Raw genomic sequence first — 16,729 nt, forward strand, 5'->3', positions numbered from 1 at the left:
TTGATTCACCACTCACAACAACCGCCTTACATTATATGGTATATTTACTCGTAAAAAGAAGATAATAACAAGTAAATCCATTAAAGAATGGGAGCTCTAAAAAATGAAACGAAAAATATTAACTCTCTTTACGCTTATATGTTTAGCACTACCAATGCAAGCTAGTGCTTACACATTTCAGTCACTACCGATTGCGTCAAAGTCTAAACAATGGTATGTCGAAATTGATAAATCTCATAACTCAAACAAGCAAGCAATCCAGCCGAAACAAGGTGTATTTGATACGTATAGTTTACTCGTAAAAAACATCGGTCATGATGTATCAAACGTATCTGTGGAAATACTTGATAACAATCCTACCTCTAAGGCTACCTTTAAACCTACTACACCTAATGAAAATATTTCTAAAAGTCATACAAGCTTTGACTACATGGTATTCCCATTAGACTTTAATAGTCATAATTTTAAAGTTGTAATCACTTGGGAAGAAAAGAATTTCTCTTATAACGGCCATCCGGTAAATGAAGGTAAAAAAATGAAACAAACATTTGTATTTAATGAAGACTAATTCCTAATTTCTTTAGGGCTTAGTCTTCTTTTTTGAAACCTGCTTGTATCGCTTCCGTCACTTCTTTTGTGATTTCTAATTTTGTTGCTTCCATACTAATTTTTTTGTGCCAAATGTGTATGGAAGGCTTTTCATTACAAAGATGTTTTATTAATACTAGTTGATTATATGCTAAGTTATTTTCTATATAGGTCTAGCCCTATTTTCCCATATAATCAATTAAATCGACGAATACTCGGTACAGACAATGCTATTCCAATTGTTAAAATTACTAAACTAGCTAGTGTTATAATAGTTATCTCGCCACCTATGACAGTAGCTAACCAGCCTACAACTACGTATCCTAATGGCAATAAAGCAAAAGAACCCAACATATCAAGACTTGCCACTCTTCCGAATGCTTCTTCTGGTACAAGCTCCTGTAAACTCGTTTCCCAAATGAGTCCAAATATCATCATGCCAAACCCTTCAATTGCCATTAAGAATATTAAAGCGGGTGCCCAAGAAATGAATGGCATAATTAATAAAGCAATGCCACTCATTAAAACACCTCCATAAGCCAGTAATCCTCTCTTATGCCACAGCTCTTTCCCACCAAATATTAATGCGGCAATTACAGCCCCACCACCAGAAAAGGCCATGCCAAGTCCATACACGTAAGCTTCAAAATGATGATGAACATTAAATAACCATGGAATTAATACGACGATAATGCCGGCATAACAAATATTTATAAAAGAAAAAACTAAAATTGTAATCCACAGCCACGGATGACTTTTTAAAACTAAAACACCTTCCATAAACTCTTGTTTGTAATTAAGCTTACTCTTTTCAATGGGTTTTACTTTTTTAAACTTAATTTCTTTTAAAAATAATAAACATAAAAATGATAATAAGTACGTTGCTGCATCTAGTCCGAAACCTATCCCTGCAGATGCAACCGATACGATTAACCCACCAAGTGCTGGCCCAATTAATCGTATACCTTGATTACTCATTTGAGTGAGTGCGTTAGCTGCATTACGAATTTCAGGGACGAATACTTTCGCCCTTACAGCAGAATATGCTGGTTGGAATATCCCTTCCATAAGTCCGTATATGGCAACGAGAATATATAAAATCGTAATTGTTAATAAATCCATAAATATAAGCGATGCAAGTAATAGCATTAATATACAGCGGATTATATCCGTAAATAACATTAACCTAACCCGATCAATTCGGTCTACAATTAAACCCGCAAACGGTAAAGCAAGAATATTAGGTAGCATGTACATTGCCATCGTCATCCCCATTACAACTGTTGAACCAGTTAATGAATACACAACAACTGGAAGTATGACCATAGTTATCGAACTACCTAAGGCCGAGAGTAATTGTCCAATCCATAAAAACTTAAAGTGCGTTGATACTTTAACTGGTAATAATAATTTTCCAATATAACCTAAACTTTTCTCCTTTTGTATTTCTCCTTGCATGTCTCTCCCCTCTTTTCGAATGACTATAGAATTTATAATATATAACTGAAAATTTATAACATTCCATTTCTAATTATATAAGAAACAATTATGTTATGGTAAAATTATCAAAAAAATATAAAGGAGAATACATCATTATGCCTCCAAATTCACATAACATCGAACATCAGATCTATACAATGTGTATGATCCAACGTAACAATGAAATTTTACTCATAAAACGCCCCAGCCATCGAGGTTTCCCTGGCTACATCGCTCCTGGCGGCAAAGTAGATTTCCCCGAAAGTATCGTTCAAGCCGCTATAAGAGAAGTAAAAGAAGAAACTGGATTACTTGTTTCCAATTTAACTTTTAAAGGATTAGATGAATATGTCAATCCGAAAGGTAATGTTCGATATATGGTATTTAACTATTGGACAGACTCATTTGAAGGTGAACTTCTTTTGAATCCTCCTGAGGGTGAATTATTATGGATACCAATCAATACAGCACTAAAGCTACCTATGCAAACTTGGTTTAAAGAAAGATTCCCATTATTTTTTGAAACAGGCACTTTTGAAATTCAACGTGTTTGGGATAATGAGCTAAATAAACAAATTTCTATGACAATTACCCATACATAAAAAAGCTTGGAAACCCATCCAAGCCTTTCTTACTTCTGTGCAATTTTTTCAATCTTATAATGAATATGTAAAAATTCAAGTCCAAATAGCCACATGCTATGATGAGCTGTTAACATTTTATCCTTACCCTCTGTAATGATGAAAGTCTCTGCTAACGGTAAACGGATTGTTAAGAACCGAGTATGTAAATAAATCCCCTCATCTCCCTGGCCATTTTCTCTTAACTTACTAGTAATGATTAAATCATGATTATCATTATATAGTTTCAAAATACCAGTCATATTCGAATAAGGTAAAGGTAAGGCGATATTCATATATGTCTCATTCTTATTTGTATGCTTTGAATAAAGAGCTACAAAAATAGATTCACCTGCTTCATTTTCCCTTATCCAAGCCCTTACATTCTCTCTTCCGTCTTTCTCATCTATTACACTAATGATAGAGCCATGCATCGTTTCCCAATTGCCGCCCATACCTAAATGTATTTGTTCTACACGCTTACTCATTTTCTCATAGCAAAGTGCGAACGGACGGAACCAACGAGTCCATTTAATATTCGATTGCAATTCATACTCTGCTGTATTTTCATAAAAATGAATCATACTTAAAGGAACCTTCGTCACGTCAAATGACTCACTATGAAAATCAGTTATTTGATCAACTAAACCGTTGTATTCCTTACTGCCTACTAAATTGCCGCTATATAAAAAAGCCTCACCAATTGCCACATTTCCTCTTAACTTACTCATTGGTTTCCCATAGTATTTATAATTCGGAACACTCTTTTCGATCATCCAGCCGACAAATGCCGGTAACGCTACTCCAATTCCGTTGACAACACCGTGAATCCAAACCATTTGAGCAATTGTAATCGTCATTACATGCTTCAAATTTCCGTATGAATATATAAGTGAGAACATAATTGTAACCATGAGTGTACTAGACGAAACGATTAAAAGAATCTTTGCACTGATAGCATTAAATTTTGCTCTCCAAACGTAAAATCCATATCCATAAATGGCATATAAATATAGGAGCACTGCAAAAAATTCAAATATTCTCGAGTATGTAATTCCTATTGCAACTGTCATAGGTGAAATCATGATGATAAACATAATAGCATCATATACTTTACTTCTCTTTTCTCTTTTTCTCCCTATTAAACCAGCTGATAATGGCAATAGAAACGCCGAATAATGAAAATGCGCTGCTGTGAGTAAAACAATGTCAGAGCTAAAATGCATAATTGAAAGTTTTGCTACTGAAGCAAAAAACCAAAAACCACCTAAAAACAAATAAATAAACGCACTATCTATGGCGATTTCTTCTAACGGCTTCCATCCTCTTTCTAGCAATCTACTTACACCAAATAACGCAACAATTCCTGTATATACAAACCAAACTAGCGCAAATAAATAGTGATTTGTGACGAAAGCTAGCATTGCGCAAATTGCTGCGATTGGATATAAAAACGATACGAATTTATAAAATAATAAATGCGATCCATCTCTTTTTCTTTTATCAATAATACAAAATGATATTGGTATAAATAATAAAACAGATAATAATATAATTGCTTCAACAGGATTTATATTCGACCATTCATGTAATAGAAAAACAACATAACAAGCAAGCCCAAATATTATATTTTTCATATCATTTATTCCCTTTCCACAAATGTTCCCTTGTATGAAAAAAGTGAACCAATTAACGGGTTTCGTACTTGTACATGAATTCGAAAACACTGAAGTGTTTCATCATAACTTTCAACAATTTTTGCCTCACCATACAAAAATTTTGGTAACGGCATTTTTCTTCCAAACATATAAAACCATTGTTTCTTTGAAGAAATATGCATTGCCCCTAACTCATCGATATGAAAATGCAGTGTAGAAACGAGTAAATGTGGTTCACCAAAATAATCTACAATTTCATTTTCGTTTTCATCCAATTGCATAACTGCATTAAAATATCTTTTCTTATTATGGAAATAAAAAGTACGGTTCCACCTTACTAATTCTCGTCCATATTCATCTCGCTCAGCTATGTTTTGTATCGTAAATGGAATTTCCTCTCCTCGTTCCGAGAAAAACATTCGAAACTTCGATGTAATTTTCAATATAAATTTCACGAAAAAAGAGCCACCGTAAATTTCATCCATCTTTCCTTCCCCTGTAAAACTATTCTCTTCTGTAATCGCATAACGCTTCTGCAATTCAGGATGAAGATTTTTATAGGTATCCCCTAATAATCGTTCATACATATTAGCCATACACTTATCCCTTTCTCGCCCTCTTGCAATTTTTCGCGCTTGGTAAATCAAAACTATTTATATAACCGACAATTGATAACCCCATTAGAAGAACATTTAATGTAATCGGATTAAACGGCCCTGTAAAGCTTGCAATATTCGTAAATCCTGCTGCTAACGTTAAAACTAGTAATACAATAATATGCAGTATAAATAATTTTCGTTTTATTATTGGCAACAGCCATACGACACCAAAAATTATTTCTAACATCCCAATTATTTTAAGTATACATATACTACTTTCATTTGAACCGATTAATACAGAAAGCATCTTTACTTCTTCTAAATGAGTAAACAGTAGTTTTGGCACTATCCCTTGATATATCCATACAAAAGCAAATAAAAAACATACGAGCCAATACGTCATTGTTCTTCTAATTAGTAACCTAGGATGAAGCCCCTTTTCTAACCATAATTTTAAGGCATCAAAACTCCAAGCAGTCGCCCAACCTAATAACGGCCGAAACATATAGCAATCTATTACATTCCCTACACGACCAAATCTTGTATCATAATCATATTGTGTCTCAAAATGGATGTATTCTTTATTTGGCGTATACTTCCAATAACCACGTCCTATTTGAATAAGAGATAATGTATTATCCGTCCAAAATTTTAAAGAAGAAATTCTTTCACCAGTTTCTTTTCTTATTTCACCTATTGATTCCCCTTCTCCAGCTATTTCAAGCCCAAATCCAATCTTTGTTTTATACAAAAACTTCTGTGGTTCTCCTTCTTTTTTCTCTAAATACGAAATTTCAGTAAAGCGAGCATCCCACTCTGTATGTATATGTGGTTCTTGCGTATATTCCCATAATTTTTCCATCGTCGTGTTCATTTTTGTCGCAACATAAATAGGCTGTTTCCTTTTCATTCTCCCCACCTCCTATGCACTATAAGTTTAATGTACATGCAATGAATTTATTTTGCTACATTTTTCACAAACTTCCTCAGAAAAAAGAAAGAATTTTTAAAATATATATAAAACACTTGATTCCACGAAAAATTTAAATTATTATAAAACAAATGTTACCAACAACTTCATAAATCAAACACTCTCGCCTAAAACGTGAGATAGAGGTTGCGATACTTATGAGTATTCTAATGGAGACACAGAGATGTCTATGAACTTAGATGAAAGGAAGTATTGCCGAAATTGATAAATTTCTCTGCATTTATCAATTGGGGCTGTTTTCGAATAGAAACAGAACTGTCATATGTACAGACGTGTACGTATGAAGAGCTATCTACAAAAAAGAGATATCATTTTTTATGATATTCCTTTTTTGGCGGTTTTTTTATTAGCTCCGTTTTCTGTTTCCCTTTTCCTGTAACAGCACCATCCTCACTTATTTGAGATGGTGTTTTTTGTTTGTCTTTCTGGTAACTACAGGAGTATTGGGATTGATATATTTCCTAATCTATTCTTAAAAATAGACGAAAGAAGGAATTTGTAATGGAAACAATTGTTCAAAAATTTGGTGGCACTTCTGTCGGAAGCGTCGAACGCATTCAACATGTAGCAAATTTAATTATTGAAGAATATGAACGAGGTCATAGCATTGTCTCTGTCGTTTCAGCAATGGGAAAAAGCACAGATGAACTTGTCGCACTCGCTAACGCTATCACAGAAAATCCAAGTAAACGTGAAATGGATATGCTTCTATCTACAGGAGAACAAGTAACTATTTCATTATTAACAATAGCACTGCAAGCAAAAGGCTATCATGCAATTTCATTAACAGGGTGGCAAGCAGGTATTACGACAGAATCTGTACATAGTAGTGCACGGATTACTGACATTCATACAGATCGTATTCAATCTTATCTTGCTGAAGGTACGATTGTTATTGTAGCTGGTTTCCAAGGAGTCAGTGAAGATTTTGAAATTACAACGCTTGGACGAGGCGGTTCTGATACAACTGCTGTCGCATTAGCCGCTGCACTTAAAGCAAAAAAATGTGATATTTATACGGATGTGACCGGCGTATATACGACGGACCCACGAGTTGTAAAAGATGCTTACAAATTAGACGAAATTTCTTATGACGAAATGTTAGAGCTTGCTAATCTCGGTGCTGGCGTATTACACCCGCGCGCCGTTGAGTTTGCTAAAAATCATAACGTAGTTTTAGAAGTTCGCTCAAGTATGGAACAAGAAAACGGAACAATTGTAAAAGGAGAATGTAACATGGAACAACAATCAATCGTTAAAGGTATTGCATTTGAGGATAATATTACACGTGTCACAATTAAAGGACTAGAACAAGGCTCGCTTTCAACAGTTTTCTCTACATTAGCAGCAGCACACATTAATGTAGATATCATCATTCAAAGTATTACAAATGAAGGAACTGTACATCTCTCCTTCTCCATTCACTCGAATGATTTAAGAGAAACTTTAAAAGTTTTGGAACAAAATCAAGAAACTCTTCACTATGAATCTGTAGAACATGAAAACCACTTAGCAAAAGTATCAATCGTAGGATCTGGCATGGTATCTAACCCAGGTGTCGCTGCAAATATGTTCACTACTTTAAAAGAAGAAGATATTCATATTAAAATGGTAAGTACATCAGAAATTAAAGTGTCTGTCGTTATTGACCGCCTTCATTTAGTAACAGGCGTTGAGGCGCTGCATCAATCATTTATGGCGAAAATTGAGCCTTTCGTGCAAATGAGCTAATTTGATATGTTTAGTAACGCTTATAAAAAAATCATATTAATCTACTTCCTTCCTATTAAATAAAAAGCTATTCGTTAACAAGATGCTATATGACATATTAAAAGCACCTTGTCAATTTTTCCTATACTGTGACAAGGTGTTTTTGACTGAAAGGAATTTGTAACTACTTAGTAGTATAATTATGAGGATGATTAAATAATGAACTTTTATACATAAGGAGATAAGACTATGGCAAAAAACAAATTACTACGAATGGACAATGTCAGCATCGTTGTAGAATCCCTTGATAACGCAATCTCTTTCTTTGAGGAGATTGGCTTGAATCTCGAAGGTCGAGCCAATGTCGAAGGTGAATGGGCTGGTCGCGTAACTGGACTCGGTTCTCAGTGCGTAGAGATCGCTATGATGGTCACTCCAGATGGCCACAGCCGAATTGAACTTTCGCGATTTCTCACCCCTCCTACTATAGCAGATCACCGAACAGCTCCTGTAAACGCCCTCGGTTATCTACGCGTCATGTTCACCGTCGAGGATATTGACGAAATGGTATCGAGACTCACTAAGCATGGTGCAGAGCTCGTTGGTGAAGTAGTTCAGTACGAGAACTCGTATCGTCTCTGCTACATTCGTGGAGTCGAAGGAATTTTAATCGGTTTAGCGGAAGAACTCGGTAATAAATAAGCAAGTGACGTTTTATAAAAAGGCACTATCATTGAATAAAACGTAGACTCTTAAGCGATTTTATTATTATATTTTGAACCCCGTCCTAGCTTTAGAACGGGGTTATGCTTGTTTGAGCTTTTAAAATTAAATAACTTTATTATCATTTTACATATAGATTTCAAGGATCTACCCAAATAGCTTTCATATTACCGATATCCCAAAATCATTATAATACAATAAAAATATTCGTTATACCCTTTCCTAGGAAATATAACTAACTCTTCTCACTTTTTATCACATATATCTTTTCGCTCTTTCTCTTGAAAAAACGATCTATATTCATTCAAAATAACTTTCTTCACATTCGAATAAAAAACCATCATGAATAGTGCAACTCCTAATACAAATACTTGTATTCCTTCATAATCAATGAATGCACTCATAATTAGCAATCCAAACCCAATATAAAAACCAAAATCATTCTCTTTCTCAAAATCCTCATCTTCTGCATCACTATGTATTTTCTTTTTGAAATCTTGATTCCCTTTTATCAACTCATCTAGCGTAACATTATACATTTCGCTCAGCAAAATTAAATTATCAATATCAGGATAACTTTTATCATTTTCCCATTTGTATACTGCTTGCCTCGTTACACCAATCTTTTTAGCAACATCCTCTTGTGAAAATCCCTTTGACTCTCGTAGTTTTTTTAACTGTTCTCCTAAGTTCATAACGTCCCCTCCTTTAACAAATTATTACATAAAAAGAGATGTAAAAGAAAGAAACCATTAGTAAAATTCACTGTAAACCATTCGTTTACACAATAAAAAGAGAGGATAACTCTTTGAGCTACCCTCTCTTACTTCTATTAAAACAGATGAATGTTTTCTTTCTTGCAAGCTTCACGTAAATCGTCAGGCCATACAGAAGATTGAACTTCACCGATATGTGCTTTACGTAAGAAGTACATGCACATTCTTGATTGTCCAATGCCACCGCCGATTGTTAATGGTAGTACGTCTTCTAGTATACCTTTATGGAAATCATACTCACGTTTGAAGTCTTCACCAGTTTTCGTTAACTGCTCATCAAGTGATTTACTATCAACACGAATTCCCATTGATGATAACTCAAATGAAGATTGTAGTACTGGGTGCCAGAATAAAATGTCACCGTTTAATTTCCAATCGTCATAATCAGCTGCGCGTCCGTCATGCTTTTCACCTGAACGAAGTGCATCACCAATTCCGATAATGAAGACTGCACCGTGTTCTTTTGCAATTGCATGTTCACGATCTTTCGGTGTTAATTCTGGATATTTATCTTCTAATTCTTGAGAAGTAACGAAAACAATTTCTTCCGGTAAATACTTTCCAAGGAACGGATATTTTTCAAATAAGTGATCTTCTAAATCTTTGAATATTCCATAAATTGTTTGTACTGTTTTTTGTAAGTATTCAACAGTACGCCATTCTTTTTGAACGATTTTTTCCCAATCCCATTGGTCAACATAAATGGAATGCGTTGCATCAAGTTCTTCATCACGACGAATCGCGTTCATGTTTGTATATAAACCTTCACCAGCTTCATATCCGTATTCATGTAATGCAAATCGTTTCCATTTCGCTAGTGAATGAACAATTTCTAATTCTTCTCCTGAATGTAACATATCAAATTCAATTGGACGTTCTACACCGTTTAGGTGATCGTTTAATCCTGATTTTTTCGTTACGAATAATGGTGCAGATACGCGGAATAGTTCAAGGCGTTTTGCTAATTGATCCTCGAAAAATGTTTTAACTTCCTTAATTGCGATTTGAGTCTCTCTTACTGTCATTAATGATTGATACATGGTGGTTTCCTCCTAAAATGTTTGGATGTTGTGAAAAGAAGCCAACAAAAAAAGCCCTTCTTTCCCAAAAAACTGGGACGAAAGGCTTTGGTTCCGCGGTACCACCCAAATTAGCAACAGAGGTTGCTCACTTATACAATACGGAGATGAAATATCTCGATACTGTTCTTCTTGTAACGGCGAAGTTCCCGGCTAAGTCTACTTTCCTATAAAGGATTTCGGTTAGCAACTCCAGGAGGTTCTTCATAATAGGCTTCGTATCAGGCTCACACCACCCCTGACTCGCTTAAACTACGTCCTACTACTACTCGTCCTTTCATAGTCGTTTTGTTGTCACATCTCTGAAACATTTTATTAATGATTATTCTATACAAAAAATAAAGAAAGTCAACAAAAAGTTTTAAAATATTTTTCAATTCTTTATTTTACGGCTTTATTGATTGTTGTTAATTTAACATCTTTACTTTTTCTGCCTCGTCAATCCAAAAAATGTTTCACTGACCGAAACTAACGTATACACAACAATTAATGTGATCGTTCGGAATATAGAATCCGCAGTATTTCTTATTATTTTCATTTTCTTTATAATTCCTTTCAGTTTACTTGCAATTTCATGATATACTATAGCATTCAAGCAGTTTGTTTTTACTTAAAACAAACATAGTCATTTATCCAGAATATTTTTCTAAAACATTGGCTATTATTAAATAAGATTTTTTATATAACGGAGTGATCATATGAGTAAAACGAAAGCAAAACCGAAAAAAGGTGTAGGACAAGGTACAGGAAGTAAAGGATGGAACCGTTGGCAATCAAGTGCAAAGAAAAAGGCAGCTGCCAAACCCTACAAAAGTAAAGGTACAAAGAAGTAATTTAAATAACATTTGATTTCTTTACTTTGTACAAAACAAAATATAATTATTACAACAAAAAAGCTATGCCCTCATAAATTTGAAGGCATAGCTTTTTTATATTAAATCATTAAAATATCTCGAATTTCTTCCTCTGTGATTGAGGACAATTTCTCTTCTCCCGGCTCAATCACTTCAGCGATTAAATTTTTCTTACTTTCTTGCAGTTCATGCATTTTCTCCTCAATTGTTCCCTGAGCTACTAGCTTTATAACTTGCACTGTATTTTTTTGTCCCATTCGATACGCCCTATCGGCCGCTTGTTGTTCAACAGCTGGATTCCACCATAAATCATATAATATTACTGTATCTGCACCAGTTAAATTAAGTCCGGTACCACCAGCTTTTAAAGAAATGAGAAATAGATCTCCTTCTCCTTCGTTAAACCGATCGCACAGCTCTACACGATCCTGCGCTGGTGTACTCCCGTCTAAATAAAAGTATGGAATTGCTTGTCGATTTAACTCACGACCAATAATGGAAAGCATCTTCGTAAATTGAGAAAAAATTAATATTCTCTTCCCTGTACTTCTACATTCCTCTAAAATCTCTAACAGTTGTTCAAATTTAGCTGAACTTCCTTTGTAATCATCAACAAATAAAGCAGGATGGCAACAAATTTGTCGCAATCTCGTTAAACCAGCTAAAATTCTAATTTTATTTTTACGTAACGTATCTTTGTCTAAATGCTTTAACGTTTCTTCCCTTAGCTTCGCTAAATAAGCAGCATAAAGACTCTTTTGATCGGGTAATAACTCCGATGATTGTAAGTGCTCTATTTTCTCTGGCAACTCATTTAATACGTCCCCTTTTAATCGTCTTAATACGAATGGTTTCACTCGCTTCGCTATATCTTCACGCCTTAAATCACCGAACTCTTTTCTTCCTGGTAATAATTCTGGGAAGACGACATGGAAGATAGACCATAGCTCTTCTAATGAATTTTCTACAGGTGTACCCGTTAGCCCAAAACGGTATTCAGCTTGAATTGTTTTCACAGCTCTTGCCGTTTGCGTTGTAGGGTTTTTAAACGCCTGCGCTTCATCAAGGAATAGTGTATGAAATGGTCTTGCATACAATCTTATATCTCTTCTCAGTAATGGATATGACGTAATTACAACATCAAATTCCGTTATATCTTTCAAAATTTTCCGGCGCTCTGCTTGAATTCCATCTGCAATAACTGCTCTAATATGCGGGGCGAATTTTTTCAATTCACTAAACCAATTATAAACAAGAGATGATGGTGAAACGACTAATATTGGCAGTTTCTTTTCTCGAATCTCAGTCAAAACAGAATCTATAAAAGCAATGCTTTGCAACGTTTTTCCAAGTCCCATATCGTCTGCTAAAATACCGCCAAAACGGTAATGAGCAAGTGTTTTCATCCATTCGAACCCATATACTTGATACTTTCTCATTTCTGCATTTAAAGTATTTGGCACAGCAAACTTTAATTTTTTCGGGTTTTGAATGTTTTCTACTAACTCTTGAACAGAATCATCCAAACTTAAAACATTGCCTTCATGAAGTCCGTTCATCCATTTTACACTCCGAATAAGCGGAACATTTACCTCTTCTCCATGTAAAAATTCTTTCCGAATACCTGATTCTTTTATAAACTGATTAATTTCATTAAACTCTTTACTCTCTAGCGATAAAAACGAACCATTCGCCAATCGATAATATTTACGTTTCTCTTCAAGGGCCGCTAATACACCTTTAATTTCTGCTTCTGGTATTCCTTTTATATCAAAACGAAATGACAACCAATCAATTCTTTCTTTTCTTCTCACTCTAATAAGAGGAACTGCATCCCCTTTACTAATTCGCAATTTGATTGCTGTTGTCGCATAAATATCAACTAAACCTTTTAATGTTGGCACAACGTGATATAAAAAGTTATACTCAGCTTCTTCATTATGCATAAAGTAACCGCCTTCTGTTTTTGCAAAAGCACTTTCACTCATAATGTCTAAAATCTCTTTTTCCTTTTTCTCATCACGATTAAAAACAGACGGCTGTCCATCCTCTTCTAGCGGATTAATCATGACGTTCCCATAGTGAAATTCAAGACCTGCTAATAAGCGATTTTTCACGCGGTCTAAATACAATTTCGCTTTTAGCGAAGGTGTTTCAACACGATCCGATATTACTTCATCAATGTGTACAGTTCCGAGCTTCATTAATCCTGGTACAACTTTCGCGACGAAATGTTCCATCTTACTTTCTGGAATATAAAACTGATTACTATTTGAGCGACTCATCATCTTTTGTAATTCAATAAGTCGCATACAATCTTCAATGTGTAAGTGATATAATTTCCCATCGTAAAGTGCATTGTTATACATATCCATAACTTGTACACGATTTAAACCATCTATATGAAGTGTAAATCCGCCATTATTTCCCTTCGTAAATTCAAAGTGTAACGGCAACAAACCTTTTGAAACTTGTAATCCCTGAAACAGTTGTTCATTTTGTTTCAGCTGTACATATTCAGCTTTAGAAAGTGAAAAGAGCATATCTTTCCATGAAGCTGGTGGTATAAATATCATACTTTCATCTTGTTTCGCATGTACTTCTAGCGTATCTTCATACATTTTTTCGTTATGATACATTTTAATGAGCTGCTGAATAATTGCATCCGTTTCTTGTTTAAAACTATGTACATCTGGTGTATATGTAAATTCATTTGAACAATGAAAAGACTCTCTTTTCTCCACCTTAGAAAGAAATTCTCTAATATGATTTATGAAATACACTTTGGCAAGTTTCAATTGAATCCCAAGAAGAGCCCCACCACTTCTCGTAGCAACTGGTGTACATATAAACTCAATATCTAATATTTCACGTGTATCAAAACGGTGTTGTTTACTTTTTGGCCTCAGTGGTTTGTCTGCAAACAGCTGAAACATACCACTTGTCAATTGATCATTTCTGCTACTAGTGGAGCTCATTCCACCTGTTTGTTGATTATAGTTTATTTGTATTAATACTGCTGCAACATGTTGACAGTACGTTTGAAAAGACGCTAATGAAGGACAACTACATTTTGCAACAACATCACCCTTTTTGGCTTTTGCTACTGTAACATGGAAATCCTCGTTCCCTTTTACTGTCGCCTCACAAATTTCTTTATTTTCATCGTAATGATCTATTATCACTTTATTTGATTTATAATAGGCTTCACCTCTTTTATATGAGGTCTCTCCGCACACCTCTTTAATAATCAATTTATTCAATGTGAAACTCATCGCTTTGACACTTCCTTAATATAAAACCATTTTCTCTTACTTAACATTTTACATGCTCCACGAGAAAATATAAAATGTTGATTTAACAAAAGAAGATGCTTATTTATAAGCATCTTCTTCACTCTATCTCCATCAACCTCTTCGCCTCAAAATACAACACTTGAATAAACTTCTTCGTATTAATTCGCGTATGACCAGAAGATGCGAGTTCATCTTTCGTCATTTCTGTCATCCGTTTTCTAACTACGGTAAAATCGAAAAATTTTGGAGCATAGCTTTCAAATTTTGGATTTGAAAAGTCTGTTAATCCTAAAGAAGCCAAATGATTTAACGACTGATAAATAGCTCGACGTACTCTTTGTTCAGACGCTTTTTTCTCTTTATCAATATCCGCCTCTAAAGCTAGATCCCCTAATTTCCTTATCGTAATATGATGAAAAATTTCTTTTAACGCAGGAAAGCCAAACTCAAATGTCTGTGCCTTTTCTTGACCATATAAATATTCCAGCATACTAAGTAAATCTTTACTTCCATTCTCTCCGGCAATACCGAGTTCTGATAGTAAAAAGCGCCCTAAATCCCCTATCTTTTTTCCTTCTTGCACTGGTTCAGTACGCAATTGCGGCTTTTCCCACTGAAACACGTTATTCAATGATTTTTGAATATCATGTATAGAACGCTCCAATCTAATACGCTCCATCACTTTGCGTACAACAGATACAACTTCGATTTTGTTTAATGGTTTTGTAATATAATATTCTACACCAAGTGTATATGCCTCACCTATAAGCTGCTTCGATTCCACTTGAGAAATCATAATGATTTTCCCCGTGAAAGTTGACGCAATGTGACGAACTGTTTCAATTCCGTCCCTCATCGGCATCAACAAATCAATAAATAAAATATCTACTTTTTTAAAATTTAGTTGATCCGCTTCAATAAAAGCTCCGTCATCCGCCTCACCAATTACTTCTCCAAGATCTCCATCTTCAATAATTTGCGAAAGCATCGAACGGAAAACTTCATCATCGTCTACGATATAATAAAACAAATCTATTCCCCTTCCTGCTTTAAACTATCCTCTGGTAAACAAACGATAAACTTACATCCTCTTTTATTTTCTCGGTCTTCTAATTTCACTTCTCCGCCTAGCTCTGTTACCATTTCATTTATGTAAGAAAGCCCAATACCAGTTGACGGTGTTCCCGTTTGATCATACTTGGAAGTAAATCCTGGCTTAAATACTAATTTCTTATACTTTTGTGTAATACCAGGCCCATCGTCAATTACTTCAAAAAATATATGCTGATTTCTTTTATATAGCTTAATAATAACGAAACCTTTATCTTCAATTGCTTCAACTGCATTTGCAACTAAGTTATTAAAAATTGATAGCACTGTATACACGTGGTATGCAGCATGCTCACCTTCTATATGTTTAGAAAAACGTATATCCTTTTCTAGCATTTCAGCATACTTCTCGTTTATTCTAACAATCATCTCTGCTAACTCATGTCCTTCTACATATTCAGCCACATTTTTATCTAATAACAGTTTAGATAATCCTGCAAATATCCTTTGATTATCCTTTTTTATTTCATGCACTTCCCCCGCTATTTTCAATGCTGTTTTACTACTTGAATCAGCGCTTACTTGTAAATTTCGATATAGTTGATATGCTTCTTGTGTAATTAACTCCGCATTTTGTAACGTCTTTTTCAAATGAACAGATTCCACATATAAATTAGAAAGATGCATTAACATATTTTCATTTTCTTTTCGAACTTGCGATTCTTTTAATTTCGTTTCATATAAATTCATCATATTTAAAAAACCAAGTGCAAAGAAACTACGAAAAATAGCAATAATAATAAGTTTATTCACTTCAGAAATCGTTATTGTTGTACCTAGTACTAACATGTGATAAAACGCAAGTTCTGACATACTTGCAACAATTTCAATTGAAATTCCAAGGCATCCAATAATGATTGGTTTCTGATGGAACTTATTTACCCTACAAAGCGAAAAAAAACTGCCATAAATAAAATAATAGAAGAACACAGGATAACGCAAATAAAATGATTCTGTCATATGAAATGAACCTTGCATGATCCAGTCAAGACATACTCGGAATAAGACTACAGATATACCAACAAGAATACCTGCAACTCCTGCTGGTACTCTTCTTAAAAATAATAATAAAAAGAAGAATAGCGGTGTACCGAAGCTAACTCGAAACGTATCATTAAAGGGATGAAAGTTCAGCTCCCCAGCAATCGGAACAACGACCATTAATATAATTAAAAGGGACATATCTTTCTTCCATAATTGATTCCAATTCAAAGGTGACACTTCCTATACTTTTTTTCAGTAGTAA

Annotated in this window: 14 protein-coding genes, 1 riboswitch and 1 other annotated feature; of the genes, 5 read left to right on the forward strand and 9 right to left on the reverse strand. The window is 34.5% G+C overall.

Annotated features, from left to right (window positions below; all coding sequences use genetic code 11):
* The first annotated feature begins 103 nt into the window (after nt 1-103).
* A complete protein-coding gene (locus tag MKY38_RS13135) occupies nt 104-568 on the forward strand; it encodes a hypothetical protein (RefSeq protein ID WP_000823336.1) in 465 nt (154 codons plus the stop codon).
* 215 nt (nt 569-783) lie between these two features.
* On the opposite strand, the gene MKY38_RS13140 is transcribed toward MKY38_RS13135, so the two are convergent.
* On the reverse strand, nt 784-2,046 hold the full coding sequence (locus tag MKY38_RS13140) for an MFS transporter (RefSeq protein WP_001161164.1): 1,263 nt from the start codon (nt 2,044-2,046) through the stop codon (nt 784-786).
* A gap of 137 nt (nt 2,047-2,183) precedes the next feature.
* Between MKY38_RS13140 and MKY38_RS13145 the strand changes: the two genes are divergently transcribed.
* Nucleotides 2,184-2,669 (forward strand): 8-oxo-dGTP diphosphatase, encoded by a 486-nt coding sequence (locus MKY38_RS13145; RefSeq protein WP_001134945.1) that lies wholly within the window; start codon nt 2,184-2,186, stop codon nt 2,667-2,669.
* Between the two features lie 29 nt (nt 2,670-2,698).
* Here the strand turns inward: MKY38_RS13145 and MKY38_RS13150 are convergent, their stop codons facing one another.
* The 3 genes from MKY38_RS13150 to MKY38_RS13160 are packed head-to-tail and all read right to left on the reverse strand — an operon-like array spanning nt 2,699 to nt 5,854.
* Nucleotides 2,699-4,324, reverse strand: a complete 1,626-nt coding sequence (locus MKY38_RS13150; protein ID WP_114555896.1) for a YndJ family transporter — start codon at nt 4,322-4,324, stop codon at nt 2,699-2,701.
* A 5-nt stretch (nt 4,325-4,329) separates the two neighbouring features.
* Complete coding sequence (locus tag MKY38_RS13155) at nt 4,330-4,941, reverse strand: DUF4166 domain-containing protein (protein WP_000002654.1); 612 nt, start codon at nt 4,939-4,941, stop codon at nt 4,330-4,332.
* 4 nt (nt 4,942-4,945) lie between these two features.
* Nucleotides 4,946-5,854: a DoxX-like family protein gene (locus MKY38_RS13160; RefSeq protein ID WP_078385208.1), complete on the reverse strand. Its 909-nt coding sequence runs from the start codon at nt 5,852-5,854 to the stop codon at nt 4,946-4,948.
* A 193-nt stretch (nt 5,855-6,047) separates the two neighbouring features.
* A riboswitch (Lysine riboswitch) is annotated at nt 6,048-6,234 on the forward strand.
* Between the two features lie 202 nt (nt 6,235-6,436).
* Here MKY38_RS13160 and MKY38_RS13165 point away from each other — a divergent pair.
* Nucleotides 6,437-7,666, forward strand: a complete 1,230-nt coding sequence (locus tag MKY38_RS13165; RefSeq protein ID WP_000448028.1) for an aspartate kinase — start codon at nt 6,437-6,439, stop codon at nt 7,664-7,666.
* Between the two features lie 228 nt (nt 7,667-7,894).
* On the forward strand, nt 7,895-8,347 hold the full coding sequence (locus MKY38_RS13170) for a VOC family protein (protein WP_001107259.1): 453 nt from the start codon (nt 7,895-7,897) through the stop codon (nt 8,345-8,347).
* A 266-nt stretch (nt 8,348-8,613) separates the two neighbouring features.
* Here the strand turns inward: MKY38_RS13170 and MKY38_RS13175 are convergent, their stop codons facing one another.
* On the reverse strand, nt 8,614-9,063 hold the full coding sequence (locus MKY38_RS13175) for a helix-turn-helix domain-containing protein (RefSeq protein WP_001048452.1): 450 nt from the start codon (nt 9,061-9,063) through the stop codon (nt 8,614-8,616).
* A 137-nt stretch (nt 9,064-9,200) separates the two neighbouring features.
* Nucleotides 9,201-10,184: an aspartate--ammonia ligase gene (gene asnA, locus MKY38_RS13180; RefSeq protein WP_000284917.1), complete on the reverse strand. Its 984-nt coding sequence runs from the start codon at nt 10,182-10,184 to the stop codon at nt 9,201-9,203.
* A gap of 70 nt (nt 10,185-10,254) precedes the next feature.
* Nucleotides 10,255-10,513: a binding site (T-box leader), on the reverse strand.
* A gap of 408 nt (nt 10,514-10,921) precedes the next feature.
* Here asnA and MKY38_RS13185 point away from each other — a divergent pair.
* Entirely contained in the window at nt 10,922-11,056 is a 135-nt protein-coding gene (locus tag MKY38_RS13185; protein WP_000047588.1) for a DUF3934 domain-containing protein, read from the forward strand.
* 101 nt (nt 11,057-11,157) lie between these two features.
* Here MKY38_RS13185 and MKY38_RS13190 read toward each other — a convergent pair whose 3' ends face one another.
* The 3 genes from MKY38_RS13190 to MKY38_RS13200 all read right to left on the reverse strand — a co-directional run bounded on the left by MKY38_RS13190 (nt 11,158) and on the right by MKY38_RS13200 (nt 16,704).
* The gene (locus tag MKY38_RS13190) at nt 11,158-14,352 is read right to left on the reverse strand and encodes a DEAD/DEAH box helicase (RefSeq protein WP_065223423.1); all 3,195 of its coding nucleotides are present in this window, start codon (nt 14,350-14,352) and stop codon (nt 11,158-11,160) included.
* 118 nt (nt 14,353-14,470) lie between these two features.
* On the reverse strand, nt 14,471-15,403 hold the full coding sequence (locus tag MKY38_RS13195) for a response regulator (protein ID WP_000500302.1): 933 nt from the start codon (nt 15,401-15,403) through the stop codon (nt 14,471-14,473).
* 2 nt (nt 15,404-15,405) lie between these two features.
* The gene (locus MKY38_RS13200) at nt 15,406-16,704 is read right to left on the reverse strand and encodes a sensor histidine kinase (protein ID WP_002023846.1); all 1,299 of its coding nucleotides are present in this window, start codon (nt 16,702-16,704) and stop codon (nt 15,406-15,408) included.
* Nucleotides 16,705-16,729: the final 25 nt, after the last annotated feature.

The sequence above is a fragment of the Bacillus sp. FSL R5-0585 genome (assembly GCF_038004545.1).
Taxonomy (GTDB): Bacteria; Bacillota; Bacilli; order Bacillales; family Bacillaceae_G; genus Bacillus_A; species Bacillus_A cereus.

Coding starts and splice junctions, on each gene's coding strand:
- MKY38_RS13135 (WP_000823336.1), top strand. CDS start 104: ATGAAACGAAAAATATTAACTCTCTTTACGCTTATATGTTTAGCACTA.
- MKY38_RS13140 (WP_001161164.1), bottom strand. CDS start 2,046: ATGCAAGGAGAAATACAAAAGGAGAAAAGTTTAGGTTATATTGGAAAA.
- MKY38_RS13145 (WP_001134945.1), top strand. CDS start 2,184: ATGCCTCCAAATTCACATAACATCGAACATCAGATCTATACAATGTGT.
- MKY38_RS13150 (WP_114555896.1), bottom strand. CDS start 4,324: ATGAAAAATATAATATTTGGGCTTGCTTGTTATGTTGTTTTTCTATTA.
- MKY38_RS13155 (WP_000002654.1), bottom strand. CDS start 4,941: ATGGCTAATATGTATGAACGATTATTAGGGGATACCTATAAAAATCTT.
- MKY38_RS13160 (WP_078385208.1), bottom strand. CDS start 5,854: ATGAAAAGGAAACAGCCTATTTATGTTGCGACAAAAATGAACACGACG.
- MKY38_RS13165 (WP_000448028.1), top strand. CDS start 6,437: ATGGAAACAATTGTTCAAAAATTTGGTGGCACTTCTGTCGGAAGCGTC.
- MKY38_RS13170 (WP_001107259.1), top strand. CDS start 7,895: ATGGCAAAAAACAAATTACTACGAATGGACAATGTCAGCATCGTTGTA.
- MKY38_RS13175 (WP_001048452.1), bottom strand. CDS start 9,063: ATGAACTTAGGAGAACAGTTAAAAAAACTACGAGAGTCAAAGGGATTT.
- asnA (WP_000284917.1), bottom strand. CDS start 10,184: ATGTATCAATCATTAATGACAGTAAGAGAGACTCAAATCGCAATTAAG.
- MKY38_RS13185 (WP_000047588.1), top strand. CDS start 10,922: ATGAGTAAAACGAAAGCAAAACCGAAAAAAGGTGTAGGACAAGGTACA.
- MKY38_RS13190 (WP_065223423.1), bottom strand. CDS start 14,352: ATGAGTTTCACATTGAATAAATTGATTATTAAAGAGGTGTGCGGAGAG.